We start from the raw sequence: 23,900 nt of genomic DNA on the forward strand, positions 1-23,900 counted from the left end.
CCCTTTGCGCACCTTGGCACCGACCATGAGAAGTCGTGTGTGCCGAACGCCGTTTCCGGCAGCCCGGAAACCGACGGTACAACATGAAAAGAATGCTGATTAACGCAACTCAACCCGAAGAGTTGCGTGTAGCCCTGGTGGATGGCCAACGTCTCTACGACCTGGATATCGAATCCGGGGCGCGCGAGCAGAAGAAGGCCAACATCTACAAAGGCCGGATCACCCGGATCGAACCCAGCCTCGAAGCCGCTTTCGTCGACTTCGGCTCCGAACGTCACGGCTTCCTGCCGCTCAAGGAAATCTCCCGTGAGTACTTCAAGAAGGCGCCCGAAGGCCGCGTCAACATCAAGGAAGTACTGAGCGAAGGCCAGGAAGTCATCGTCCAGGTCGAGAAGGAAGAGCGCGGCAACAAAGGCGCCGCCCTTACCACCTTCATCAGCCTGGCCGGCCGCTACCTGGTGCTGATGCCCAACAACCCACGCGCTGGCGGCATCTCCCGCCGCATCGAAGGCGAAGAGCGCAATGAACTGCGCGAAGCCCTCAACGGCCTGACCGTGCCAGGCGACATGGGCCTGATCGTGCGCACCGCCGGCCTTGGCCGCAGCAGCGAAGAAATGCAGTGGGACCTCGACTACCTCCTGCAGCTGTGGACCGCCATCAAGGAAGCCTCCCAAGATCGCGCCGCACCTTTCCTGATCTACCAGGAAAGCAACGTCATCATCCGCGCCATCCGCGACTACCTGCGCCAGGACATCGGCGAAGTACTGATCGACAGCATCGACGCCCAGGAAGAAGCCCTGACCTTCATCCGCCAGGTCATGCCGCAGTACGCCAGCAAGGTCAAGCTGTACGAAGACAGCGTCCCGCTGTTCAACCGCTTCCAGATCGAAAGCCAGATCGAAACCGCCTTCCAACGTGTGGTCGACCTGCCATCCGGTGGCTCCATCGTCATCGATCCGACCGAGGCCCTGGTCTCCATCGACATCAACTCGGCGCGCGCCACCAAAGGCAGCGACATCGAGGAAACCGCCCTGCAGACCAACCTGGAAGCGGCCGAGGAAATCGCCCGCCAGCTGCGCCTGCGTGACATCGGCGGCTTGATCGTCATCGACTTCATCGACATGACCCCGGCCAAGAACCAGCGTGCCGTCGAAGAGCGTGTGCGTGAATGCCTCGAGGCCGACCGCGCCCGTGTCCAGGTTGGTCGCATCTCGCGCTTCGGCCTGCTGGAAATGTCCCGTCAGCGCCTGCGCCCATCCCTGGGTGAAAGCAGCGGCATCGTCTGCCCACGCTGCTCCGGCACCGGCATCATCCGTGACGTCGAATCGCTGTCCCTGGCCATCCTGCGCCTGATCGAGGAGGAGGCCCTGAAGGACCGTACCGCCGAGGTCCGCGCCCAGGTGCCAATCCCGGTTGCAGCCTTCCTGCTCAACGAAAAGCGCAACTCGATCACCAAGATCGAACTGCGCACCCGCGCACGCATCATCATCCTGCCGAACGATCACCTGGAAACCCCGCACTTCGAAGTCCAGCGCCTGCGCGACGACAATCCGGACGTGCTGAACAACCAGTCCAGCTACGAGATCGCCGCTACCGAAACCGAAGAAGCGCCGCAGCCGACCGCCACCCGCACCCTGGTTCGCCAGGAAGCCGCGGTCAAGACCGCCCCGGCCCGCGCCAACGCACCCGTGCCGAGCACGCCGGAACCTGCGCCAGCCGCCCCGGTCGCACCAGCGCCGAGCGCGCCGGAGCCGAGCCTGTTCAAAGGCCTGGTCAAGTCGCTGGTAAGCCTGTTCGCCGGCAAGGACGAACCTGTAGCCGCCCCGGTCGCCAACACCGAGAAGCCTGCTGCCGAGCGTCCACAGCGTAACGAAGAGCGCCGTAACGGTCGCCAACAGAGCCGCAACCGCAACGGCCGTCGCGACGAAGACCGCAAGCCGCGTGAAGAGCGCAGCGAGCGCGCCCCGCGCGAAGAGCGTCAACCACGTGAAGAGCGTGCACCTCGCGAGGAACGTGCTCCACGCGAAGAGCGCCAACCACGTCAGCCACGCGAAGACCGCCGCGGCAACCGTGAAGAGCGTGTGCGCGAACTGCGCGAGCCTCTGGATGCCACCCCTGTCGCCCGTGAAGAGCGCCAGCCACGTGAAGAACGCGCCCCGCGCGAAGAGCGTGTAACCCGCGAGGAGCGCGCACCACGTGAAGAGCGCCAACCACGCGAAGAGCGTCAGCCTCGTGAAGAACGTGCGCCACGTGAAGAGCGCGCCCCACGCGAGGAGCGTGCTCCGCGCGAAGAACGCGCCCCACGTGAAGAACGTGCCGAGCGTGAAGAGCGTCAGCCTCGTCCACCTCGCGAAGAGCGTCAGCCTCGCCCAGTTGCCGAGCTTGCCGAGGCCACCGAGGAACAACTGCCAAACGAAGAACTGCTGCAGGATGAGCAACAGGACGGCGCCGATGGCGAACGCCCGCGTCGCCGCTCCCGCGGCCAGCGTCGTCGCAGCAACCGTCGCGAGCGTCAGCGCAACGCCAATGGCGAGCTGATCGAAGGCAGCGAAGACGAAGCCACGGGCGATGAGCAACCGGCACAGCACCAGGCGACCGAGCTGGGTGCAGAGCTGGCCGCCGGCCTTGCCGTCACTGCCGCCGTCGCCTCCAGCAACATCAGCGCCGAAGCTGAAGCCCAGGCCAACCAACAGGCCGAACAGGCCACCACCGTGGTTGCCGAAGCCCAGGAAGCGGCCCAGCCTGCCGAGCAGTTCGTCGAGCAGACCGTCCAGGTCGAGGAAGTCGCCATCGCGCCTGCGGTCGAGCAACCGGTCAGCGAACCTGTCGCAGTGGTCGAGCCAAGTGCCGAACCTGTGGTCGAAGTGGCCCCACAACCCGTCGTCGAAGCCCCTGCTGCCGAAGCGGTCGTCGAAGCGGCTGTCGTGGAATCCGGTGAAGTCGAGCAAGCCCCTGCCATCGAACAGGCCGCTGCGCCAGCACCGGTTGCCGAACAGGCTGTCGAGGTTGTCGAGGCCAAGCCAGAAGTGGCCGAGCCTGCGCCGGTAGCCGCCGAAACCGAAGCACAAGAGCAAGCAACCGCTCCGGTCGAGCCTGCCACTGTCATGCTGCCGAACGGCCGCGCACCGAACGACCCACGTGAAGTGCGTCGCCGCAAGCGTGAAGCCGAGGCCGCTGCCAAGGCTGCCGCCGAGCCACAGGCTGTCGAAGCGCTGGAAACCACCGAAGAGCAGAAGCCTAACCACGGTTGATGCCACCGGTTGAATGAAAAAGCCCCACCAGTGCGAACTGGCGGGGCTTTTTCATATCTGGGACAGTCAACGCGTGGCTGCCCTGAATGTGTAGCGCTCTTTCGGAAACTTGGGGTAAAGCGACACCTGCGATGGGCTGCACCGCAGCCCGCAAGCATCAGTACAGGTTCGGCTCCATCTCCAACTCGACGCCAAAGCGCTCGAAGATATCTGCCTGGATCCTGCACGCCAGGTCATGCAACTGCGCCCCGCTCGCCTGGCCATAATTCACCAGGACCAACGACTGCAGACGATGCACACCGGCATCCCCGTCCCGGTACCCCTTCCATCCCGCCTGCTCGATCAGCCAGCCCGCGGCCAGCTTCACGTTCCCATCGGCTTGCGGATAAGCCACCACGCCCGGGAAACGCTCACGGATTTGCTCGGCCAGCACCGCCGGCACCACCGGGTTCTTGAAGAAGCTCCCGGCATTGCCCAGCTCGGCCGGGTCAGGCAGCTTCTCTCGGCGAATACTGCAGATGGCCTCGCTGATAGCCATGGCTGTCGGCGTCTGCACGCCCTGCTCCAACAGGCGCTGGCGAACCGGCCCGTAATCCAGGTGCGCATGCAGGGTACGGCTGAGGGCGAAACGCACCCGCAGGATCAGCCAACGCCCGGGGTTGCGCTTGAACAGGCTGTCCCGGTAGGCGAAGGCGCATTCCTCCAGAGCAAAATCCCGCAATTCGCCGGTTTCCCGGTCCAGGGCGGTGAGTCCTGCAAATACGTCCTTGATCTCCACGCCATAGGCGCCGACGTTCTGCATGGGCGCAGCGCCAACGGTGCCGGGGATCAGGCTGAGGTTTTCCAGGCCGCAAAAGCCTTGCGCCAGGCTCCATTGCACGAAAGGATGCCAAGGCTCACCGGCCTCGGCCTCGACCACGACACGATCACCCTCATCTTGCAACACGCGCTTCCCATGGCTCGCCATGTGCAGCACCAAGGCGTCTATATCGCGGGTCAACAGCAGGTTGCTTCCCCCACCGATCACCAGCACCGGCACTTGTCGCTCATCCGCCTCGGCCAGGGCCTGGCGAACCTGCGCATCGTCATGGGCCTGGGTGAAGTAGCGTGCCTTCACGTCGATGCCAAAGGTGTTGTAGGGCTTGAGCGAGACCCATTCCTGCCAGCTCGTCATAACCGCCCCTTGATTTCCACGACCAACGCCTGGCACGCGGCTTCGATCAGGTCCAAAACCTGTTCGAAACCTTCGGCACCACCGTAGTAAGGGTCCGGCACCTCATCCAGGGCTGCACCGTAGCGACGCAGGAACAGGTCGAGCTCGCCGCCAGCGGCCTGGGGACGCATGGTTTGGAGATGACCCAGATTGCTCTTGTCCATCGCCAGAATCAGGTCGTACTCGACAAAATGTTCTGCCTTGACCTGCTGGGCGCGCTGCCGGGACAAGTCATAACCACGCGCCAAGGCCGCGCGACAGGTACGGCTGTCAGGCGCCTTGCCCACGTGCCAGTCACCGGTACCGGCCGAGGCCACATGCACCTGCTCGGCAAGCCCTGCGGCCTGCAGTTGGTGACGCAATACGCCTTCGGCAGTCGGCGAACGACAGATATTGCCCAGGCAGACGAACAGAACGCGCATCAGGCCTCCAGCAAGCGCCGTACGCGCTCCAGGTCTTCAGGGGTATCCACGCCCACCGCCGGGGCTTCGATGGCGTCTGCGACGTGGATGCGCACGCCATGCCACAGGGCGCGCAGTTGCTCCAGTGCCTCGGTCTGCTCCAGCCAGCAAGGGCCCCAGCTGACGAAGTCCTGGAGAAAGCCCACGCGGTAGGCGTACATGCCGATATGACGGCGGTACGGGACACCTGTGGGGACGCTGTCACGGCTCTTGGCAAACGCATCCCGGGCCCAAGGCAGCGGCGCCCGGCTGAAAGTCAGGGCCAAGCCGTGCTTGTCGCTCACCACCTTCACCGCGTTGGGGTTGAACACGGTTTCGGGTTCGGCGATCGGCTCGGCCAGTGTGGCGATGCCCGCTTCCGGATGCGCCGCGAGATTGGCAGCTACCTGGTCGATGATCACCGGCGGAATCAGGGGCTCGTCACCCTGCACATTGACCACGATGGCATCAGCCGGCAGGCCCAGACGCGCGGCCACCTCGGCAAGTCGATCAGTGCCTGACTCGTGGTCGGCGCGGGTCAGCAGGACCTCGGCGCCGAAAGCCTGGCAAGCCTCGACGATAGAGGCATCGTCGGTGGCGATGACCACGCGACTGGCACCGCTCTTACGGGCCTGCTCCCAGACATGCTGAACCATTGGCTTGCCGGCAATCGGCAGCAGTGGCTTGCCCGGCAGGCGCGTGGAGCGCAGGCGGGCGGGAATCACCACGGTGAAGTTCAAGCTCATTTGTCCAGGCGCTCGTCGTCGGTCAGGGTACGCGCTTCGCTTTCCAGCATCACCGGGATGCCATCACGAATCGGATAGGCCAGGCCCGCGCCCTTGCTGATCAGCTCGGTCTTGTCGGCGCTGAGTTTGAGCGGGCCTTTGGTGATCGGGCAGGCCAGGATATCGAGCAGTTTGGTGTCCATGGAGGCTTCCTTGAGGCCAGAGGCCGGAAAAAAGAAAAAGGCTCAGGGCTGGAGACGTTCGGGCAACAGGCGTTGCAACTGCCCGTCGAACCAGCTGGCAAAGGCCTGGGAGGGTACGGCGTCGACCGCCAGGTACCACCAGTCGTCGGCCGCGAAGGCCCGGCACTTCACTGCATCCTTCTCGGTCATCACCAGCGGCAGCGCCGGGCTGAACGCCAGGCTCTCGACGCTGAACTGCGCATGATCGGCGAAGGGATGCGGTATCGGCTGCCAGTTTAGCCCTTGCAATGTATTGAAGAAACGCTGTGGATTGCCGATGCCGGCCACGGCGTGCAACGCCTGGCCAGCAGGAAAGTGATCGAGCGGGCGGCGCTCGCCGCTGCGCAGGTTGACCAGGGCCGAGGGCCGCAAGCCGAAGGCGAAGCCGTCGTTCTGGTCCGCCTTGGCGCCGTTGTACAGCACCGCATCGGCCTCGGCCAGACGCTCGACCGGCTCACGCAATGGCCCCGCCGGCAAGCAGCGCCCGTTGCCCAGGCCGCGGGCTGCATCGATCAGCACCAGTTCCAGGTCACGCGCCAGGCGGTAGTGCTGCATGCCGTCGTCGCACAGGATCAGGTCCACCGGCTCACTGGCCAGCAACGCCTGCACGGCACGGGAGCGGTCGGGGTCGATCATCAGAGGCACGCCTGTGCGCTGAACGATCAGCAGCGGCTCGTCACCGGCATGCTGCGCGCTCTGGTCTGCCCGGACACGCCAGGGCAGGCTTGGCGGCGTTGCACCATAGCCCCGGCTGACCACACCGACGCTGAGCCCGCGAAGGCGGCAGTGTTCGATCAGCCAGAGAATCATCGGCGTCTTGCCGGTCCCGCCGACGGTGATATTACCCACCACGATCACCGGCACCGGCGCCCGATAGCTGGCGCTGTCGCCACTGAGAAAACGCGCGCGCTTGCGCGTGACCACGCGCCGGTACAGGGACTCGAGCGGACGCAACAGTGCAAGCGCCGGGTGCCCGTCATACCAGGCCGCGAGCAGACGGTCAGCGAAGGCCATCAGGGGGTACCCTGCGCGGCCTCGACGGTGGTCATGCGCAACTTGCTGAAGCCGAGCTTGCCGGCCGCATCCATTGCGGTGACCACAGCCTGGTGCGGCGTCTTGCCGTCCGCGCTGATCGCCAGCGGCAGGGTGATGTCTCCGCCCGACTCGCGCTCGATCGCCTCGGTCAGCGTGGCCAGGTCGCTCTTGGGCAGCAGGTGATTGTTGACCGAATAGACGCCATCCGCACTGATGGTGATTTCCACGAGCTTGCCCTCCTCCGCTGGCGCCTGGCTGGCACTGGCGGCCTCCGGCAGCTCGACACGCAGTTGGGTCTCGCGAGTAAAGGTGGTGGTAACCACGAAGAACAGCAACAGGACGAACACCACGTCGATCAGCGACGCCAGGTTGATGTCCACATTCTCCCGTTGCCGGTTGCGCCGGAACTTCACGCCTTGCCTCCGGCCACTTCCACTTCGCGATCGCCCTGCAGCACCTCGACCAGCTTGATCGCCTCCTGCTCCATGCCGACTACCAGCTCATCGATGCGTCGCTGCAGGAAGCGATGGAAGAAGACCGCCGGGATCCCCACCATCAGACCAGCAGCGGTGGTGACCAGCGCCTTGGAAATGCCGCCTGCCAGCACGGCCGGGTTGGCGGTCATCTGCGAGCCCATGAAGGCGCTGAAGATATCGATCATGCCCAGCACCGTGCCCAGAAGGCCCAGCAAGGGGGCCATTGCAGCGATGGTGCCCAAGGTACCGACATAGCGCTCCAGCTCGTGGATGACTCGGGATGCGGCCTCCTCGATGCACTCCTTCATGATCTCGCGACCATGGCGTGAGTTGGCCAGGCCCGCGGCGAGGATCTCGCCCAACGGCGAATCGGCGCGCAGGGCTTTGAGCTTGTCACTGGTCAGTTGCTTGTCCTTGATCCACATCCATACCTGGCCAAGCAGGTGCGGCGGGGTCACGCGACTGGCGCGCAGGGTCCATAGGCGCTCGGCGACGATAGCCATGGCGGCGATGGAGCTCAGAATGATCGGCAGCATCATCCAACCACCGGACTTGACCAATTCCCACACAGTAAGCATCCCCTTGAAAAAGGCCGCCACTCTACCATAGGACCGTGGGGGGCTCATCTGCCGAAGGTCAGGGAGTCGGCCGTTCATGCCACGGGCAACGAACAGGCAGATCATTGCACCTGCCGCCAGAACCGCCGCTGCGCCCGTACCCCTTCAACCTCGCCATGGCTGCCCAGGCGCAAGCGCAACGCCCCCTCCAGCGCCGTGTCATGAACGCTCACCCCATACCGCTGGTAACGCGCCACTACTTGGGGATGCGGATGGCCGAAGCCGTTGTAGCGCCCCCGCGAAATCAATACGCCACGTGGCGCCGTGGCGCGAATGAACGGCTCTGTGGACGAACTGCGGCTGCCATGGTGCGGCGCCTGCAACCAGTCGATGCGCGGTGTGTCGGTGGCGCCCAGCCAGGCCCGCTCGGCACCGGCCTCCATGTCCCCAGCCAGCAACAGTCGCTCGCCCTGGGCCTGTACCAGCAGGACACAGGATCGCTCGTTGCCGGCCGGCCCTTGGGCCCACTGCCAGAGCATGAAATCCACCCCGTCCCACTGCCAGCGCTCACCGCTGACACACGGTTGTGCCTGCAGTGCCTCCGGCAACTGCTCAGGCTCTCCCGCAAGCACCCTGCCCAGCGGCAGCCCCCGCCCAATGGCCCCGGCGCCACCGGCATGATCGGCGTGACCGTGGCTGATCAGCATCAGGTCGAGCTGCTTGACGCCCAGCTTGCGCAAGGCCGGCAACACCACGCGTTCGCCCAGGTCCACGTCACCCTTGGCGGGGCCGGTATCGTACAGCAGGCTGTGCGTGCGGGTTCGCAGCAGGACCGCCAGGCCCTGCCCCACATCCAGTTGCAGGACCTCGACCTGCCCCTGAGGCACCGGCTCCCGAGGCGCCCACAATGCCATCAACATCACGCCCCCCAGGCCACGCAGCGGGACGCCCCGGGGCAGCAACAGCAACAACGCCCCCAGGCCCACCAGCAACCCTGCCCACAACGTCAATGCCTGGGGCTCCCAGGCCGGACGCCACCGTGCCAACAGCGCCAACTGCTGAAACAACACCTCCAGCCACCCACCTGCCAACCACAGCAACAGCTCGCCGGGCTGACCCAGTGGCAGCAATGCACTGCCCAGCAGCGCCAGCGGCAGTACGGCAAAACTGACCCAGGGCACCGCCAGCAGGTTGGCCACAGGCGCCGTCAAACTGATTGGCAAGCCCAATGTCAGCAAAGCCGGTAACAGACCCACTGCGACCACCCATTGCGCCCTGCTCCAGGCCTGCCAGGGCCGCCAACCGCCGAGGCGCCCGGCAAAACAGAACACCAGCACCGCAACCGCGGCGAACGACAGCCAGAACCCCGGCAGCAGGCTCGCCAACGGCTCGATCAGCAGCACGCCACACAGGGCCGCCAACAACGGCATGAGCGCCCCCAGTTGGCGAAAGCGCAAACGCCAGAGCAAGACCATCGCCAGCATCAGGCAGGCGCGCTGCACCGGCACGCCAAACCCGGCGAGCCCGCCATAACCCAGCGCCGAGATCAGACTCAACGCACATGCCCAAGGCAACCACGGTACGCGCAAGGGCCATAGACCCAGGCGCGCCAACCCGGCCACCAAGCCATAGACCAGCCCGGCCACCAAGCCAATGTGCTGGCCGGAGATCACCATCAGATGCACCGTCCCGGTGGCCTGCAACGCCTGCCAGTCAGCGCGTGCAAGCCCTGAGCCATCCCCCAGCACCAGTGCCGCCAGGGCGGCTTCGCGTCCCTGCGCATCGACCGCCAGCAGCCGCTGGCGTAGAGCGTCGCGCCAATTGCTCGTGGCAGGACCTAGCAATTGACCGGCCTTGACCGTGCCGACAGCACCGATTCGACGCGCCAGCAAAAGCGCCTCCCGATCCGGGGCATGAGGGTTGAGTAGCCCATGAGGGCGCTTGAGCGTGACAGCCAGGCGCCAATGTTCGCCGGCCCTCGGTTGCGGTCCCTCGAACCAGCTCAACTGAAGCCGCTGCGGCAGGACCGCACGACGTGAAACAGCCTCTTCGAGTTCGAAGCCCACGGACTGGCCGCGCTGCACCGGCAAACCCACCACGCGACCCTCCAGCCACAGGGTACGCCCGTCCAGCGCCGCCTCCAGACGGTCATCCAGCGCTTGCTGCGCCGACCAGCAGGCCCAGCTCAATCCGAGTAGAAAGCAGCCAACGGGCCTGGCCCTGCCAGAGAGGCAGAACATGCCAAGCACCAACATCGTCAGCATCGCGCCGACCGATGGCAAAGCAGGTAGAAAACGCAGGCCCAACAGCCCGAGCGCGAGCGCGAACATCCCTGTGCGCATGAGATAGAGCTCCAGAAGCGAAACGGCCTTCTGAGGCTTAGCTGAAAAGTCGACCGACCTTGCTCAATAATTGTCACAAACTCTGAACAAGGTCGTCAGGCAAAAAAGGCATACTGCCCCTATTCACCCCGCCGGGAGCGTACATGCCGCGCCGTCTATTCAAACGCTACATGCCGGATCCAACCAGCATTCGGGAACACAAGTCCTTACGCTTTTTCGGCAAATTGCTGCACGATCCGAACCTCTGGCACCTGAATCGCCATTCGGTGGCGCGGGCCATGGGCGTGGGTCTGTTCGCGGCACTGATCCCCATGCCAATGCAGATGCTGTTGGCGGCCAGCCTGGCAATCCCACTTCGGGGCAACCTGCCGATCGCGGTCAGCCTGGTCTGGCTGACCAATCCGCTGACCATGCCGCCGGTGTTCTTCGTCACCTACATGACTGGCGCCTGGCTGATGCAGGTACCGCCGCGCACCCTGCCGGACGAAATCACCGTCCAATGGGTCACCGACCAACTGTCGACGATCTGGCAACCCTTCCTGCTGGGCTCGGTGGTGTGTGGGCTGGTGCTAGGCGTCTTCGCCTACTTCGCCACCATGCTGTACTGGCGCTGGTGGGTTGGCCGGCAGTGGCGCCGGCGCAAGGCCCAAGGGTCAGGCAAGCACGCCTCAGGCGCGCATGCCGCGGCCGCTCACCAGCAGACGAACGCACAACAGATAAAGCACGGCAGTGGCCACCAGCATGAAGGTGATCGCAGTGCCAATACGGATATCCGACACCCCTAGGATGCCGTAGCGGAACGAGTTGACCATGTGCAGTACCGGGTTCGCCAACGACACGGTCTGCCAGAACGGCGGCAGCAGGCTGATCGAATAGAACACCCCGCCGAGGTAGGTCAGCGGCGTCAGCACGAACGTCGGGATGATCGAGATATCATCGAAGTTGCGCGCGAACACTGCGTTGACGAAGCCCAACAGCGAGAAGATGGTCGCGGTCAGCAGCACCACCACGACGGTCACCCCCAGGTGATGGACCTGCAGGTGGGTGAAGAACATCGACAGAATGGTCACGATCACGCCAACTGCCAGGCCACGCAACACACCCCCGAGCACATAGCCGACGAGAATGGTGTGCGGCGATACCGGCGAGACCATCAGCTCTTCGATCGAGCGTTGGAACTTGCTGCCAAAGAAACTCGAGACCACGTTGCCGTAGGAGTTGGTGATCACCGACATCATGATCAGCCCCGGCACGATGTACTCCATGTACGTGAAGCCGCCCATGTCGCCGATCTGCCGACCGATGAGATTTCCGAAGATCACGAAATACAGGACCATGGTGATCGCCGGCGGCAACAGGGTTTGCGGCCAGATGCGCAAAAAGCGCCGGACTTCACGGTAGACGATAGTGTTGAGGGCGACCCAGTTGGTGCGCAGGTCCAGGCTCATACCGCCACCTTCGACAGGTTTTTTTCCACCAGGGACACGAACAGCTCCTCGAGTCGGTTGGTCTTGTTGCGCAGGCTCTGCACTTCGATCTGCTGCAGCGCCAGTTGGCCGAACAACGCAGTGATACCCATTGCTTTGTCCACCTGCACTTCCAGGGTGTGCGGCGTGATCAGCCGGCACGGGTAGCCCTGCAGCACCGGCGCCTGGGCAAGGTCCTGCTTGAGGTCGAGGACGAACGTTTCCACGTGCAGCTTGCCCAGCAGCTTACGCATGCTGGTGTTCTCGACGATGGTGCCGTGATCGATGATGCCGATGTTCCGGCACAGTTGCTCGGCTTCTTCCAAGTAATGGGTCGTCAGGATGATGGTGATGCCTTTCTGGTTCAGCTCGGTGAGAAAACTCCACATCGAACGGCGCAACTCGATATCCACACCCGCGGTTGGTTCATCGAGAATCAACAGGCGCGGTTCGTGAATCAGCGCTCGGGCGATCATCAAGCGGCGCTTCATGCCGCCGGAGAGCGAGCGCGACTGCACGTCCCGCTTGTCCCAGAGGCCCAGCTGGGTCAGGTACTGCTCGGCGCGCTCCTTGGCCAGCTTGGGCGGGATGCCGTAGTAGCCCGCCTGGGTGACCACAATGTCGAAGGTCTTCTCGAACTGGTTGAAGTTGAACTCCTGGGGCACCACGCCAAGGCAGCGTTTGAGCGCGGCGGGGTCGCGATCTAGGTCATGCCCGAAGACATTCACCGTGCCGCTGGTCTTGTTGACCAGGGTCGAAAGGATCCCGATGGTGGTGGATTTGCCTGCGCCGTTGGGGCCGAGCAGGGCGAAGAAGTCACCCTCGGCGACATCCAGGTCGATGCCCTTGAGGGCCTGGAAGCCGTTGCCGTAGGTCTTGGTCAGCTGTCGAATGGACAGGGCGGAACTCATAGCGGGTCAGGTACCGAGAAAAGGGTTCAGGACACGCCAGGGCTGATCACTGGCGCAGTGAGTGCGACCAATGGTGCAAGCCTTGGCCGCGCAAGTACAGTCATGTGTATCGATAATGACTATCGAACTGGCCACGGTGTTCAGGTCAATGCCGTCATCACCGCTGCCTGGTAGGCCGGGCGTTGACGCAGACGCTCGTACCAGGCCCGCAAGTGGTGCATGTCAGGCCGTTCGATCGGCATCTCGAACCAGGCGTAGATGAAACTGCCCAAAGGGATGTCACCCATGCCGATCTGCTGGCCGGACAAGTAGGGCTGGTGCGCCAAGGCTTGGTCAGCGATCGACAGCAGCTGCGCACATTGCTTGTGGGCGGCATTGATCGCCACCCAGTCACGCTGGTCCTCTGGCGTGCGTAACAAGCCCCAGAACAACGGCCGGAACGGCGTGGCGAAGGACGAGGTGGTCCAATCCATCCATTTGTCCGCCAGGGCGCGCTGGCGAGGGTCGTCCAGATACCAGCCCTGGTCGCGACCATACTGGGCGCACAGGTAGCGCACGATGGCGTTGGACTCCCAGAGCACCAGGTCGCCATCTTCGAGCATCGGCACCAGGCCATTGGGATTGCGCGCCCGATAATGCGGCTCGTCCACCACCCCGAAGGCGCCGCCAGCGTCTATCGCTTCGAAGTCCAGGCCCAGCTCATGGGCAATCCACAGCGCTTTGCGCACATTGCTTGAATTCTTCCGGCCCCAGATCTTCAGCATGACAGCGTCCTTTGGTATGCAGAGGGCCGATAGTCTACTCCAATCCACTCGCTGGTTTGGTGAAACACCCGACCGGGCTGAACGCTCGCTGCCATACCCTGTCACTGTTCAGGTCGGGCCGTCCCGCCAGGCAGGTCTAAGCTCTGTGGGATAGCTCGAACCCAATGTTCCATGGAGGAAGGACTATGTTGCTGCTGTGGTTGGTGGTGTTGGTGCTCGGTGCGGCTTACCTCACGCATCGACGCCTGGCCCCCCTGAAGATCCTGGGGGCCGTCGCGGTGTACGTGTTGCTGATGGGTATCTGGGGGCATGCCCCGGGCTGGCTGCTGGCATTGATCTGGCTGGTGTTGGCCATCAAGACCGCATTCCTGGTGTTGCCGCAATGGCGGCGCAAGTTGTTCACCGCCCCGGTGTTCCAGTGGTTCCGGCGCACATTGCCGCCCATGTCGCGGACCGAACGCGAGGCCATCGATGCCGGTACGGTCTGGTGGGATGGCCAACTGTTCAGCGGCCGCCCCGACTGGAAGGTCTTGCTCGACTACCCGGCGGCCAAGCTGACCGACGAAGAGCAGGCCTTCATCGATGGCCCTACCGAGGCCCTCTGCGCCCTGGTCAGCGACTGGCAGATCAGCCAGGATCTGGATCTGCCACCGCAGGCGTGGGCGCATATCAAGGCCCACGGTTTCTTCGCCCTGATCATCCCCAAGGCCTACGGCGGCAAGGGTTTCTCAGCCTATGCCCACTCCCAGATCGTGATGAAGCTGGCCACCCGCAGCGCCGACCTGGCCTCGACGGTGATGGTGCCCAACTCCCTGGGCCCGGCCGAACTGCTGTTGCACTACGGTACCGACCAACAGCGCGATCATTACCTGCCACGCCTGGCCCGCGGCGAAGAAATTCCCTGCTTCGCCCTCACCGGTCCGCTGGCCGGCTCTGACGCCAGCGCCATGCCCGACACCGGCGTGATCTGCAAAGGCCAATGGCAAGGTGAAGAGGTGATCGGCCTGCGCCTTACCTGGGAAAAGCGCTACATCACACTCGGTCCGATCGCGACGCTGCTGGGCCTGGCGTTCAAGGCCTATGACCCGGAACACCTGCTGGGCGACACGGAAGATCTGGGCATCAGCCTGGCACTGGTGCCCACCGACACAGCAGGCGTTGAAATCGGCAGGCGCCACTATCCGCTGGGCGCGGCCTTCATGAACGGCCCCAACAGCGGCAAGGATGTCTTCATACCGCTGGATTACCTCATCGGCGGCAAGGACATGCTCGGCAAAGGCTGGATGATGCTGATGAACTGCCTATCCGTGGGGCGCTCCATTTCCCTGCCCGCCGGTGGCACGGGCGCGGCCAAGTACAGCAGCCTGGTGACCGGCCAGTACGCGCGTATTCGGGAACAGTTCAATGTACCGCTCGCGACTTTCGAAGGCATCCAAGCCTCCCTGGCCCGCATTGGCGGCAATGCCTGGCTGGCCGACAGCGCCCGGATACTCACCGCCAAGGCCGTCGACCTGGGTGAAAAGCCCTCGGTGCTGTCGGCCATTCTCAAGTACCACCTCACCGAGCGTGGCCGCGAATGCATCCAGCACGCTATGGATGTGCACGGTGGCAAAGGCATCATCCTGGGCCCGAACAACTACCTGGCGCGCAACTGGATGGGCGCGCCGATCTCCATTACCGTCGAAGGGGCCAACATTCTTTCGCGTAACCTGATGATCTTCGGGCAGGGCGCGATCCGCTGCCACCCGTTCGTGCTCGATGAAATGGCCGTGGCCGGGCACGAAGATGCCGCCCAGGCCTTGGTGGAGTTCGACGAACTGCTGCTCAAGCATATCCTGTTCGCCGCCGGCAACGCCGCCAGCAGCCTGATGCTGGGGCTGGGCCTGGGGCGCTTCGAACAGGTGCCTGGCGATGCCCTCAGCCAAGGCTATTTCCGCGCGCTGAACCGCCAGGCTGCGGCTTTCGCCCTATTGGCGGACCTGTCGATGATGATGCTGGGCGGCGCGCTCAAACGCCGCGAACGCCTCAGTGCCCGACTGGGCGATGTGCTGAGCTACCTGTACTTGGCCTCAGCGTCGCTAAAGCGCTACCACGACCTAGGCTCGCCTGAGCACCTGCAACCTCTGCTTCGCTGGGCCCTAGAGGAAAGCTTGGGCCAAGCAGAGGCCGCGCTGGATCGGCTGCTCGACAATTTCCCCAACCGCTTCGTTGGCTGCGCCTTGCGCGTACTGGTCTTCCCTCTGGGCCGTCGCCACACTGGGCCAAGCGACGAGCTGGACGCTGAAGTGGCAGAGCTGATCGGGCGACGCAAGGGCGACCCTGCGCTCGAAGAGTTGCTGAACGGCTGCTTCCGCCCACAGGCCGATGCGGACCCCGTGGCAGCCCTGCAACGGGCCAGCGACCTGCTGGAGGAGTGCGCGCCTCTTCGCAAAGCGCTGCACGAGGCGATCAAGCACAGCAAGGTCCACCCTGCTCCTGGGCAGTCAGCGATAGACGCTGCCGTGGAGGCTGGCGTGTTGCAGGCATCCGAAGGGCAGCGCCTGCAAGAGGCTGAGGCTGCGCGGCGGCGGGTGATCGATGTGGATGCATTCGACAAAGAGGCGCTACGCCCGATGCAAGGCACGGTACGCTGATCTCATGACGCCCGGGCCGTGCTAAGCGACTCGCTCAGCACGGCCCGCACAACCGGCGTATACTCCGCCCCCGTTTCAGCCATACCGAGGACCCTTTCCATGGCCAACCCGCATCTGGAATACCACCTGCAACTGCTTCAGCACCTGCGCACCATTCTGGTCGCCTTGGGTGAAGCCGAGCAGGTGCCGGAAGAGAGCCACGCCCTGTTCCTCGAACGCTTCGATGAACTGCTCACCCTGCTGCCGCAGGACCCACTGGAAAGCCAGTACCTGGGCCAGGATCTGATTTGCCAGGTCATTCAGCGCTACCCACAGATCGCTCACCTGGTACCACGGGATCTTCTGTGGTTCTTCGGCGGCGATTGCCTGCACTTCATGCCCGATGAAGAACTGGACATGTACCAGCAACTCGAAGACCTGCGCTATGAAGCCGAACAAAACGGCGAGGCTTTCGATTGGAACCAGCAAAAACAACTGCTGAGTCTGCCGGAACAAACGCCGAAGCACTGACGACATCCATTGGGGCAAGCACACACTTGCCCTACCCCCTCAAACAAGAACACAGGGGTAAATCCAGAAAACCGGGCACAAAAAAAAACGCCCTCTCGTATGAGAGGGCGTTTTCGATTTGGAGCGGGAAACGAGACTCGAACTCGCGACCCCGACCTTGGCAAGGTCGTGCTCTACCAACTGAGCTATTCCCGCAAATTTTGTAGCAAACTGCTGTTTGGCATGAAGCGCCATACCGACCTTCACCACCCCTGCATCGTTAAACGACACAGCTTGAAAAATGGAGCGGGAAACGAGACTCGAACTCGCGACCCCGACCTTGGCAAGGTCGTGCTCTACCAACTGAGCTATTCCCGCATTGGCGTCCCCTAGGGGACTCGAACCCCTGTTACCGCCGTGAAAGGGCGGTGTCCTAGGCCACTAGACGAAGGGGACATACCCGACGCTTTTCAGCGCACCAGCACGTTGCCTTTCGACAGCGACTGGATTTTTAGAGCTCTGCCAAAGGCAAAACTCAAGAAAACTGGAGCGGGAAACGAGACTCGAACTCGCGACCCCGACCTTGGCAAGGTCGTGCTCTACCAACTGAGCTATTCCCGCATTGGCGTCCCCTAGGGGACTCGAACCCCTGTTACCGCCGTGAAAGGGCGGTGTCCTAGGCCACTAGACGAAGGGGACACACACTACAACTTTTCACTCCCTGCCGCGCTTTGCTGTGAGCTTTACGCTGCAAGTGGCGCGCATTCTATGGATGCCTTGAGGGGTCGTCAACCCTTTTATGGAAATTTATTTAAATCAATGACTTCCAGCGACAGGAAGCCAACGGGCAGCATGCGCCCAACGACTGGCGTTGATTTTTTGACAGCAGGTCGGCAAGCTCGTGGCAAAGTGCTAGCAGAGCAATTCGTAATCCCGTCGGATAGGTCTACCCGGCCATAGGCGAACTCTCCTACACTCAAGTCGGAAAACATCTATTTGACGAGGCGTTAACGGTGACACCACTTCTGATCACCTTGCTCATCGTGGCAGGTATCGCGCTACTGATCGTGATCGGCTATCTCAACAATGTCGTGGAAAACGCCAAGCTTGAGCGCGCTCGCCTGAAGATAGAACTGGCCGAACGCCTACGGCGCTGCGGCGAAATCAGCGAAACCTTCCCCCGGCAACTGATGACGCCGGCCCTCAAGACGTTGCTGACCCGCCTGGAGCTCAACCTCTATCAGCGTCAATTGGCGTTGGACAAGCAAAACACCGAAATCAAGGGACGCATCAGCGAGCTGGAAAGCCTCGTTGCCCAAGGCGACGGCATTGCGATCAACAACCCGCCCAGCCCGATCCAGACCGAGGCCAAGGCCAAGGAAGTCCGTTTTCTCCTGGAGTCGCTGCACAACCAGATCGTGCGCGCCACCCAGGAAGGTTTCCTGCAGACGAACGAAGGCAAGTATTGGGTCAAGGAGATTCGCCACCTCCTGGTCCTGCTGCACATCGAATTCTTCAATAACCTGGGCCAGCAAGCCCTGCAGCAGAACCAGCCCGGCCAGGCACGGTTGGCCTTCGACCGAGGCGTGCAGTACCTGCGCAAACAGCAGGACCCCAAGCAGTACGACGAACAGCGCATCTATCTGGAAAAACTACTGGCCCGCGCCGACGCCCTGGTGAAGGATCAGATGGAGCCTGCCGAAAACGACGAAAATGCGCTGACCCAAGGCTTGAAGACCGACGAAAGCGAAAACTGGAAAAAGAAAGCCCTTTACGATTGAGTGCGTGATCACTCCGACCGTTTCGTCAACCCTGCTTGTCGCGCCAAGCAAGTAACGCGTTCGGTGTTCACGCGCTGCAAAGATCACCACCAACCCTGTGAGCGGGTTTACCCGCGAAGAAGTCTCCATGGGGCCAGACAGTTGGACCCACAAAAAACACACCAAAGACAAGGGGCCCTCGCAGGCCCCTTGTCGTTTTCAGCAGTCCGTCAACTCAAGGAAGATCGCCGCCAGGCGCTCCAGCCCGATCTGATCCACCTCGCTGAACCGCGCCAACTTCGGGCTGTCCAGATCCAGCACACCAATCAACCTGCCCGCCTTCACCAGCGGAATCACCAGTTCGCTGTTGGAAGCGCTGTCACAGGCGATATGCCCCGGGAAGGCATGCACATCCTCGACCCGCTGGGTCTGACGCGATGCCGCGGCCGCGCCGCACACACCCTTGCCGAACGGAATACGCACGCAGGCCACCTGCCCCTGGAACGGGCCGAGCACCAATTGCTCGTCGCGATTGAGATAGAAACCGGCCCAGTTCAGGTCCTCCACCTGTTGATAGAGAAACGCAGAGAACTGCGCGGCATTGGCGATGAAGTCGCGCTCATCGGCGAACAGCGCCTGCACTTGCGCGGCCAGCAGGTCATAGCCATCGAGGCCGGAGCCGCTGGCGTTGAGGTCGATCATTGTTTCTGCTCCAACAATTGCCGCCCGACCCAATAGCGGGCGTACTGATAGGCACAACGGCCATTACGGTTGCCGCGGCCGGACGACCGGCGCACGACGAATTTGTCCAGGGCTTCGCACGACGCCAGCCCACGATTCAGGTGCCGTTGAACGCTCCTGTCATTGGCAATATCACGCCGTCCAACAGTGTCTGATCAAGGAAGGATGAACCTGAAACCAACCGCAGCGCCGCGAGTAGCCTGGCTGTATCGGCTATGCTTGCGCAGCGCAAGGGACGTAAACCGGCTCGGACTCCATGGATATCAAGTTCACCAATCGCCTGTCATACAAGCAAGCCCGATTGACAGTCCTGGTCGGCTTCATCCTGGGGGCGCTGCTCAGCCTCGTGCAGATCGGCATCGATTATGCCAGCGAAGACGCGTCCATCAACCGCGAAGTGCAGGCGCTGCTGCAAATCAGCCACGATCCGCTGTCACGCATCACCTATAACATCGACGCCGAGCTCGCCGAAGAGCTGATCGGCGGGCTGCTGCAATCGCCGGCGGTGATCCGCGCGCGCCTGGTCGACAACAACGACACGGTATTGGCCGATGCCAGCCGACCCCGCCTGGAAGATCGCTACCGACCACTGAGCGATTTCCTGTTCGGCGAACAGCGCCAGTTCCAGGAACGCCTGTTCCTGTCCAGCCTCCCTCACGAATACCTCGGCACCCTGTACCTGGACGTCGACACCTATGCCTTTGGCGGCCGCTTCCTGGACCGCGCGGGCATCACCCTGGTCAATGGCTTCGCCCGCAGCCTGGTACTGGCTGGCATTCTCCTGGCGTTGTTCTACATGATGCTGACCAAGCCGCTGGTGACGGTGATCGCCGCCCTCAGCGGCAGCGACCCGCGCCATCCCCACCAAGGGCGCCTGACGTGCCCCCATGGCCATGAGCAGGATGAGATCGGCGTCCTGGTCAAGGTCGCCAACCAGCAGTTCGTCAGCATGTCCACCGAGATCCAGCAGCGCCGCAATGCCGAAAACCGCCTGACCGAGTACCTGAACGAGCTGGAGGACATCGTTTCGGCCCGCACCGACGAGCTCAAGGCCAGCAACAACCGCCTGAGCCAGTCCAACCAGGAACTGGAGCACGCGCGTCAGCAGGCGCTGGACATGGCCCAGGCCAGAGCTGCATTCCTGGCCAACATGAGCCATGAGATCCGCACGCCGCTCAACGGCATGCTCGGCATGATTTCCCTCGCCCTGGACAGCCCGCTGGCCGCCGAACAACGCCAACAGCTGTCCATCGCCCACGACTCGGGCAAGGTGTTGGTGGAGCTGCTCAACGATATCCTCGACCTGTCCAAGTTCGATGCCGGGCAATTGGAACTCGAGCGCATCCCTTTCGACATGGGGGCGATGGTCGAAGACACTGCCAATCTGCTGTCACAGAACGCGGCGGCCAATGTCGAACTGACCTGCCTGATCAGCCCCCATTTTCCCAGCACGGTGTTGGGCGACCCGACCCGGGTGCGGCAGATCGTCAGCAACCTGCTGTCCAACGCCCTCAAGTTCACCCGTTTCGGCCGGGTCGATGTACGCCTGGCGCCTATCGTCGGGGGCGTGCGCCTGGAGGTGTGTGACACCGGCATCGGCATCCCCGAACAGGCCCAGGCGCGCATCTTCCAGCCCTTCACCCAGGCCGGCGCCGGCATCACCCGCCAGTACGGCGGCACGGGGCTGGGCCTGGCGCTGACCCGCAACCTGTGCAAGGCCATGCAAGGCCATCTGCACATCGACTCCGAAACGGGCTTTGGCAGTCGCTTCACGGCTGAGCTGCCGTTGCTTCCGCATACCGAGGCTATCCCGCCCACCCCCTTGCATGGGCGCATCGTCGTCCTGAGCAACGCCGCCAGCGGCCTGACCGAACTGCTACACAAGCTGCTGCCCGGCTGGGGCCTGTCGTACCACGGCTTCGATGATGCGGCGCAGGCCGCCGATACTGCCCCCGACCTGGTGATCACCGACGATGTGGAGCACCTGGATGCCCTGCGCCCTGGCCTGCAGGCACCGATCCTGCTGGTGACGGCGTACGGCAACTTCCTCACCCAAGAACACGCCACGCAACTGGCGCCGCTGCTGCAACTGGCGCGCCCCCTGGCACGCAACACTCTGTACCAGACACTGCGCCGCGCACTGGAGGGCGCCGAGATCAACGCTCCCCTGCCCCACCAGCAGATTCAGCCCCAACACCGACGGGCGCGCGTGCTGCTGGTGGAGGACAACCCGGTCAACCAACTGGTGGCCAAGGGCATGTTGGTCAAGCTCGGTTGCCAGGTTCTGCTCGCCACCCAGGGCGCCGAGGCCCTGGAACGACTGGAGCAGGAAGCGGTGGACGTGGTGCTGATGGACTGCAACATGCCGGTGATGGACGGCTACGAGGCCAGCCGACGCATCCGCCAGGACGGGCGCTGGTCAGGGCTGCCGATCGTTGCCCTGACCGCCAACGCCATGCCCGAGGAGCGCGAGCGGTGCCGCGCCGCCGGCATGAACGATTACCTGGCCAAGCCATTTCGCCGCGAGGAACTGCTGGCGTTGATCGACCACTGGGTGCCGCTCAGCGACTGAGCAAGGCCTCGATCGATGCCTTGAGCGCCTCGGGCTTGGTGTTGGGGGCGTAGCGCGTGACCTTGCCGCTGGCCGGGTCGACGAGGAATTTGGTGAAATTCCACTTGATCCGCTGCGTACCTAGAATGCCCGGGGCGCGCTTTTTCAGCTCGACGAACAACGGATGGGCATCCGGGCCGTTGACCTCGATCTTGCGAAACAACGGAAAGCTCACGCCGAAGTTGCGTTCGCAGAACTGCGCGATATCCAGCGCGTCTCCCGGCTCCTGCTTGCCAAATTGGTTGCAGGGGAACCCCAGGATCACCAGCCCGCGTTCGCGGTATTGCTTCCACAGCTGCTCCAGGCCTTTGTACTGAGGCGTGAAACCACACTGGCTGGCGGTGTTGACCACCAGCAGCGCCTTGCCCGGGAAGTCGCCCAGCACCTTCTGCTCGCCACTCAAGGTGACGCAGCGGATGTTCTTCAGCGTATCGGCCATCGCAGGTCTCCGGTCAGTCACGCGGCTTGAGGTCCAGGCACACCGAGTTGATGCAGTAGCGCAGGCCGGTCGGTGGCGGGCCATCGGGGAACACATGGCCCAGGTGGGCATCGCAACGCGCGCAGGTGACTTCGGTGCGGATCATGCCGTGGGAGGTGTCGCGTATCTCGATCATGGCGCGCTGTTCGATCGGCTCGTAGAAGCTGGGCCAACCGCAGCCGGAGTCGAACTTGGCACGCGAGTCGAACAATGGCAGGTCACAGCAGATGCAGTGGTAGATGCCATCGCGGCGCTCGCTGTTGTACTTGCCGCTGAATGGCCGCTCGGTGCCCTTCAAACGGCACACCTGATACTGGGCCGGATCCAGCATCTGGCGCCATTCATCCAGGGTTTTGTCGATCTTTTGCATGGGGGGACCTCGGCAGGCTGAATTTCACCTCGCGCCGTCTTTCTTTATGGCGGGGGTGACACGTATATTAGTTGGCTTCTTTTGCCAGCCAGTCTGGCATGCACTCCGCCCTTTTCAAACCTTTTGACGGCGGCGCGCCGCGACTTCTCAATCGGGATCACATCATGCAGTTCAGCAAATCGAACAAGCTCGCCAATGTCTGCTACGACATTCGCGGCCCAGTGCTCAAGCACGCCAAACGCCTGGAAGAGGAAGGCCACCGCATCCTCAAGCTGAACATCGGCAACCCGGCGCCGTTTGGCTTCGAGGCGCCGGACGAAATCCTCCAGGATGTGATCCGCAATCTGCCCACCGCCCAAGGCTACAGCGACTCCAAAGGCCTGTTCAGCGCGCGCAAGGCAGTCATGCAGTACTGCCAGCAAAAGCAGATCGAGGGCGTGGGCATCGAGGACATCTACCTCGGCAATGGCGTGTCCGAGCTGATCGTGATGTCCATGCAGGCACTGCTCAACAACGGCGATGAAGTGCTGATCCCGGCCCCGGACTACCCCCTGTGGACCGCGGCCGTCAGCCTGGCGGGCGGCAAGCCTGTGCACTACCTGTGCGACGAGCAGGCCGACTGGTTCCCGGACCTGGACGACATCAAGGCCAAGATCACCCCGAACACCAAGGCCCTGGTGATCATCAACCCGAACAACCCGACCGGCGCGGTGTACTCCAAGGAACTGCTGCTGGGCATGCTGGAACTGGCCCGCCAGCACAACCTGGTGGTGTTCTCCGACGAGATCTACGACAAGATCCTCTACGACGAAGCCGTGCACATCAGCACCGCGTCGCTGGCCCCGGACCTGCTGTGCCTGACCTTCAACGGCCTGTCCAAGTCGTACCGGGTGGCGGGCTTCCGCTCCGGCTGGCTGATCATTTCCGGGCCCAAGCAACACGCCCAGAGCTACATCGAAGGCATCGACATGCTGGCCAACATGCGCCTGTGCGCCAACGTCCCGGCCCAGCATGCCATCCAGACCGCCCTGGGTGGCTATCAGAGCATCAATGACCTGGTGCTGCCGCCTGGCCGTCTGCTCGAGCAGCGCAACCGCACCTACGAGCTGCTCAACGACATTCCTGGCGTGAGCTGCGTCAAGCCCATGGGCGCGCTGTACGCCTTCCCCAAGATCGACCCGAAAGTCTGCCCGATCCACAACGACGAGAAGTTCGTCCTCGACCTGCTGCTGTCGGAGAAACTGCTGATCGTCCAGGGCACGGCCTTCAACTGGCCTTGGCCGGACCACTTCCGCGTCGTGACCTTGCCGCGGGTGGATGACCTGGAACAGGCCATCGGGCGAATCGGAAACTTCCTGCGCACCTACCAGCAGTAATTGCGCCCCGTCGCGGGTTA

At 63.2% G+C, this 23,900-nt stretch carries 20 protein-coding genes, 5 tRNA genes and 2 pseudogenes; 7 read left to right on the forward strand and 20 right to left on the reverse strand.

Annotated elements, in window-relative coordinates:
• Window positions 1-83: 83 nt before the first annotated feature.
• Window positions 84-3,251 (forward strand): ribonuclease E, encoded by a 3,168-nt coding sequence (gene rne, locus ACNFCH_RS15045; RefSeq protein ID WP_416743044.1) that lies wholly within the window; start codon window positions 84-86, stop codon window positions 3,249-3,251.
• 157 nt (window positions 3,252-3,408) lie between these two features.
• Here rne and murB read toward each other — a convergent pair whose 3' ends face one another.
• The 8 genes from murB to ACNFCH_RS15085 all read right to left on the reverse strand — a co-directional run bounded on the left by murB (window position 3,409) and on the right by ACNFCH_RS15085 (window position 10,281).
• Complete coding sequence (murB, locus tag ACNFCH_RS15050; protein ID WP_416743045.1) at window positions 3,409-4,425, reverse strand: UDP-N-acetylmuramate dehydrogenase; 1,017 nt, start codon at window positions 4,423-4,425, stop codon at window positions 3,409-3,411.
• Entirely contained in the window at window positions 4,422-4,886 is a 465-nt protein-coding gene (locus tag ACNFCH_RS15055) for a low molecular weight protein-tyrosine-phosphatase (protein ID WP_416743046.1), read from the reverse strand. The genes murB and ACNFCH_RS15055 overlap by 4 nt, the downstream gene beginning before the upstream one ends.
• Window positions 4,886-5,650: a 3-deoxy-manno-octulosonate cytidylyltransferase gene (gene kdsB, locus ACNFCH_RS15060; RefSeq protein WP_337158720.1), complete on the reverse strand. Its 765-nt coding sequence runs from the start codon at window positions 5,648-5,650 to the stop codon at window positions 4,886-4,888. Before kdsB ends, ACNFCH_RS15055 begins: the two co-directional genes overlap by 1 nt.
• Window positions 5,647-5,832 (reverse strand): Trm112 family protein, encoded by a 186-nt coding sequence (locus tag ACNFCH_RS15065; protein WP_003247142.1) that lies wholly within the window; start codon window positions 5,830-5,832, stop codon window positions 5,647-5,649. Before ACNFCH_RS15065 ends, kdsB begins: the two co-directional genes overlap by 4 nt.
• A gap of 42 nt (window positions 5,833-5,874) precedes the next feature.
• The gene (gene lpxK, locus ACNFCH_RS15070; protein WP_337158719.1) at window positions 5,875-6,885 is read right to left on the reverse strand and encodes a tetraacyldisaccharide 4'-kinase; all 1,011 of its coding nucleotides are present in this window, start codon (window positions 6,883-6,885) and stop codon (window positions 5,875-5,877) included.
• Complete coding sequence (locus tag ACNFCH_RS15075; RefSeq protein WP_196163876.1) at window positions 6,885-7,319, reverse strand: biopolymer transporter ExbD; 435 nt, start codon at window positions 7,317-7,319, stop codon at window positions 6,885-6,887. The genes lpxK and ACNFCH_RS15075 overlap by 1 nt, the downstream gene beginning before the upstream one ends.
• On the reverse strand, window positions 7,316-7,951 hold the full coding sequence (locus ACNFCH_RS15080) for a MotA/TolQ/ExbB proton channel family protein (protein WP_070092596.1): 636 nt from the start codon (window positions 7,949-7,951) through the stop codon (window positions 7,316-7,318). Before ACNFCH_RS15080 ends, ACNFCH_RS15075 begins: the two co-directional genes overlap by 4 nt.
• A gap of 110 nt (window positions 7,952-8,061) precedes the next feature.
• Window positions 8,062-10,281, reverse strand: coding sequence for a DNA internalization-related competence protein ComEC/Rec2 (locus ACNFCH_RS15085; RefSeq protein ID WP_416743047.1), 2,220 nt, complete (start codon window positions 10,279-10,281; stop codon window positions 8,062-8,064).
• Window positions 10,282-10,424: 143 nt separating this feature from the next.
• On the opposite strand from ACNFCH_RS15085, the gene ACNFCH_RS15090 reads away from it, so the two are divergent.
• Complete coding sequence (locus ACNFCH_RS15090) at window positions 10,425-11,066, forward strand: DUF2062 domain-containing protein (protein WP_416743048.1); 642 nt, start codon at window positions 10,425-10,427, stop codon at window positions 11,064-11,066.
• On the opposite strand, the gene ACNFCH_RS15095 is transcribed toward ACNFCH_RS15090, so the two are convergent.
• From ACNFCH_RS15095 to ACNFCH_RS15105, 3 genes are all read right to left on the reverse strand, one after another.
• Entirely contained in the window at window positions 10,950-11,729 is a 780-nt protein-coding gene (locus ACNFCH_RS15095; protein ID WP_070092598.1) for an ABC transporter permease, read from the reverse strand. The two genes, ACNFCH_RS15090 and ACNFCH_RS15095, sit on opposite strands and share 117 nt — an antisense overlap.
• Window positions 11,726-12,658, reverse strand: coding sequence for an ABC transporter ATP-binding protein (locus tag ACNFCH_RS15100; RefSeq protein WP_070092599.1), 933 nt, complete (start codon window positions 12,656-12,658; stop codon window positions 11,726-11,728). Before ACNFCH_RS15100 ends, ACNFCH_RS15095 begins: the two co-directional genes overlap by 4 nt.
• Before the next feature lie 140 nt (window positions 12,659-12,798).
• Complete coding sequence (locus ACNFCH_RS15105; RefSeq protein ID WP_337158716.1) at window positions 12,799-13,422, reverse strand: glutathione S-transferase; 624 nt, start codon at window positions 13,420-13,422, stop codon at window positions 12,799-12,801.
• A 185-nt stretch (window positions 13,423-13,607) separates the two neighbouring features.
• On the opposite strand from ACNFCH_RS15105, the gene ACNFCH_RS15110 reads away from it, so the two are divergent.
• A complete protein-coding gene (locus ACNFCH_RS15110) occupies window positions 13,608-16,055 on the forward strand; it encodes an acyl-CoA dehydrogenase (protein WP_416743049.1) in 2,448 nt (815 codons plus the stop codon).
• A gap of 99 nt (window positions 16,056-16,154) precedes the next feature.
• The gene (locus tag ACNFCH_RS15115) at window positions 16,155-16,565 is read left to right on the forward strand and encodes a PA2817 family protein (RefSeq protein ID WP_070092602.1); all 411 of its coding nucleotides are present in this window, start codon (window positions 16,155-16,157) and stop codon (window positions 16,563-16,565) included.
• Window positions 16,566-16,684: 119 nt separating this feature from the next.
• On the opposite strand, the gene ACNFCH_RS15120 is transcribed toward ACNFCH_RS15115, so the two are convergent.
• The 5 genes from ACNFCH_RS15120 to ACNFCH_RS15140 all read right to left on the reverse strand — a co-directional run bounded on the left by ACNFCH_RS15120 (window position 16,685) and on the right by ACNFCH_RS15140 (window position 17,243).
• Window positions 16,685-16,760: transfer RNA gene (locus ACNFCH_RS15120), tRNA-Gly, on the reverse strand.
• Window positions 16,761-16,846: 86 nt separating this feature from the next.
• Window positions 16,847-16,922: transfer RNA gene (locus tag ACNFCH_RS15125), tRNA-Gly, on the reverse strand.
• Window positions 16,923-16,924: 2 nt separating this feature from the next.
• Window positions 16,925-17,000: transfer RNA gene (locus ACNFCH_RS15130), tRNA-Glu, on the reverse strand.
• A gap of 89 nt (window positions 17,001-17,089) precedes the next feature.
• Window positions 17,090-17,165 (reverse strand) — tRNA-Gly (locus ACNFCH_RS15135).
• Between the two features lie 2 nt (window positions 17,166-17,167).
• A tRNA-Glu gene (locus ACNFCH_RS15140) sits at window positions 17,168-17,243 on the reverse strand.
• Window positions 17,244-17,557: 314 nt separating this feature from the next.
• Between ACNFCH_RS15140 and ACNFCH_RS15145 the strand changes: the two genes are divergently transcribed.
• Window positions 17,558-18,325, forward strand: a complete 768-nt coding sequence (locus ACNFCH_RS15145) for a hypothetical protein (protein WP_196163883.1) — start codon at window positions 17,558-17,560, stop codon at window positions 18,323-18,325.
• A gap of 198 nt (window positions 18,326-18,523) precedes the next feature.
• On the opposite strand, the gene ACNFCH_RS15150 is transcribed toward ACNFCH_RS15145, so the two are convergent.
• Window positions 18,524-19,006 carry a GAF domain-containing protein gene (locus ACNFCH_RS15150; RefSeq protein ID WP_416743050.1) on the reverse strand — a complete coding sequence of 161 codons (483 nt, stop codon included), beginning with the start codon at window positions 19,004-19,006 and terminating at the stop codon, window positions 18,524-18,526.
• Window positions 19,003-19,122 (reverse strand): annotated as a pseudogene (locus tag ACNFCH_RS15155) (AAA family ATPase); the annotation flags it as partial. The pseudogene ACNFCH_RS15155 and the gene ACNFCH_RS15150, both read right to left, overlap by 4 nt.
• Window positions 19,123-19,260: 138 nt before the next feature.
• On the opposite strand from ACNFCH_RS15155, the pseudogene ACNFCH_RS15160 reads away from it, so the two are divergent.
• A pseudogene (locus ACNFCH_RS15160) lies at window positions 19,261-21,617 on the forward strand (response regulator).
• Here the strand turns inward: ACNFCH_RS15160 and ACNFCH_RS15165 are convergent.
• A complete protein-coding gene (locus ACNFCH_RS15165) occupies window positions 21,607-22,095 on the reverse strand; it encodes a glutathione peroxidase (protein WP_337157581.1) in 489 nt (162 codons plus the stop codon). The pseudogene ACNFCH_RS15160 and the gene ACNFCH_RS15165 sit on opposite strands and share 11 nt — an antisense overlap.
• 13 nt (window positions 22,096-22,108) lie before the next feature.
• Window positions 22,109-22,504, reverse strand: coding sequence for a peptide-methionine (R)-S-oxide reductase MsrB (gene msrB / locus ACNFCH_RS15170; protein ID WP_070092608.1), 396 nt, complete (start codon window positions 22,502-22,504; stop codon window positions 22,109-22,111).
• Window positions 22,505-22,668: 164 nt separating this feature from the next.
• Between msrB and ACNFCH_RS15175 the strand changes: the two genes are divergently transcribed.
• The gene (locus ACNFCH_RS15175; RefSeq protein WP_070092609.1) at window positions 22,669-23,880 is read left to right on the forward strand and encodes a pyridoxal phosphate-dependent aminotransferase; all 1,212 of its coding nucleotides are present in this window, start codon (window positions 22,669-22,671) and stop codon (window positions 23,878-23,880) included.
• Window positions 23,881-23,900: the final 20 nt, after the last annotated feature.

Source organism: Pseudomonas sp. NY15354 (genome assembly GCF_048068075.1).
In the GTDB taxonomy this organism is placed as follows: domain Bacteria; phylum Pseudomonadota; class Gammaproteobacteria; order Pseudomonadales; family Pseudomonadaceae; genus Aquipseudomonas; species Aquipseudomonas guariconensis_C.

What these genes read in the sequence shown, in the direction of transcription:
- ACNFCH_RS15175 (WP_070092609.1), top strand. Translation starts at nt 22,669, where the DNA reads ATGCAGTTCAGCAAATCGAACAAGCTCGCCAATGTCTGCTACGACATT.
- ACNFCH_RS15095 (WP_070092598.1), bottom strand. Translation starts at nt 11,729, where the DNA reads ATGAGCCTGGACCTGCGCACCAACTGGGTCGCCCTCAACACTATCGTC.
- murB (WP_416743045.1), bottom strand. Translation starts at nt 4,425, where the DNA reads ATGACGAGCTGGCAGGAATGGGTCTCGCTCAAGCCCTACAACACCTTT.
- ACNFCH_RS15085 (WP_416743047.1), bottom strand. Translation starts at nt 10,281, where the DNA reads ATGCGCACAGGGATGTTCGCGCTCGCGCTCGGGCTGTTGGGCCTGCGT.
- ACNFCH_RS15055 (WP_416743046.1), bottom strand. Translation starts at nt 4,886, where the DNA reads ATGCGCGTTCTGTTCGTCTGCCTGGGCAATATCTGTCGTTCGCCGACT.
- rne (WP_416743044.1), top strand. Translation starts at nt 84, where the DNA reads ATGAAAAGAATGCTGATTAACGCAACTCAACCCGAAGAGTTGCGTGTA.
- kdsB (WP_337158720.1), bottom strand. Translation starts at nt 5,650, where the DNA reads ATGAGCTTGAACTTCACCGTGGTGATTCCCGCCCGCCTGCGCTCCACG.
- ACNFCH_RS15150 (WP_416743050.1), bottom strand. Translation starts at nt 19,006, where the DNA reads ATGATCGACCTCAACGCCAGCGGCTCCGGCCTCGATGGCTATGACCTG.
- ACNFCH_RS15065 (WP_003247142.1), bottom strand. Translation starts at nt 5,832, where the DNA reads ATGGACACCAAACTGCTCGATATCCTGGCCTGCCCGATCACCAAAGGC.
- ACNFCH_RS15110 (WP_416743049.1), top strand. Translation starts at nt 13,608, where the DNA reads ATGTTGCTGCTGTGGTTGGTGGTGTTGGTGCTCGGTGCGGCTTACCTC.
- msrB (WP_070092608.1), bottom strand. Translation starts at nt 22,504, where the DNA reads ATGCAAAAGATCGACAAAACCCTGGATGAATGGCGCCAGATGCTGGAT.
- ACNFCH_RS15115 (WP_070092602.1), top strand. Translation starts at nt 16,155, where the DNA reads ATGGCCAACCCGCATCTGGAATACCACCTGCAACTGCTTCAGCACCTG.
- lpxK (WP_337158719.1), bottom strand. Translation starts at nt 6,885, where the DNA reads ATGGCCTTCGCTGACCGTCTGCTCGCGGCCTGGTATGACGGGCACCCG.
- ACNFCH_RS15105 (WP_337158716.1), bottom strand. Translation starts at nt 13,422, where the DNA reads ATGCTGAAGATCTGGGGCCGGAAGAATTCAAGCAATGTGCGCAAAGCG.
- ACNFCH_RS15165 (WP_337157581.1), bottom strand. Translation starts at nt 22,095, where the DNA reads ATGGCCGATACGCTGAAGAACATCCGCTGCGTCACCTTGAGTGGCGAG.
- ACNFCH_RS15100 (WP_070092599.1), bottom strand. Translation starts at nt 12,658, where the DNA reads ATGAGTTCCGCCCTGTCCATTCGACAGCTGACCAAGACCTACGGCAAC.
- ACNFCH_RS15090 (WP_416743048.1), top strand. Translation starts at nt 10,425, where the DNA reads ATGCCGCGCCGTCTATTCAAACGCTACATGCCGGATCCAACCAGCATT.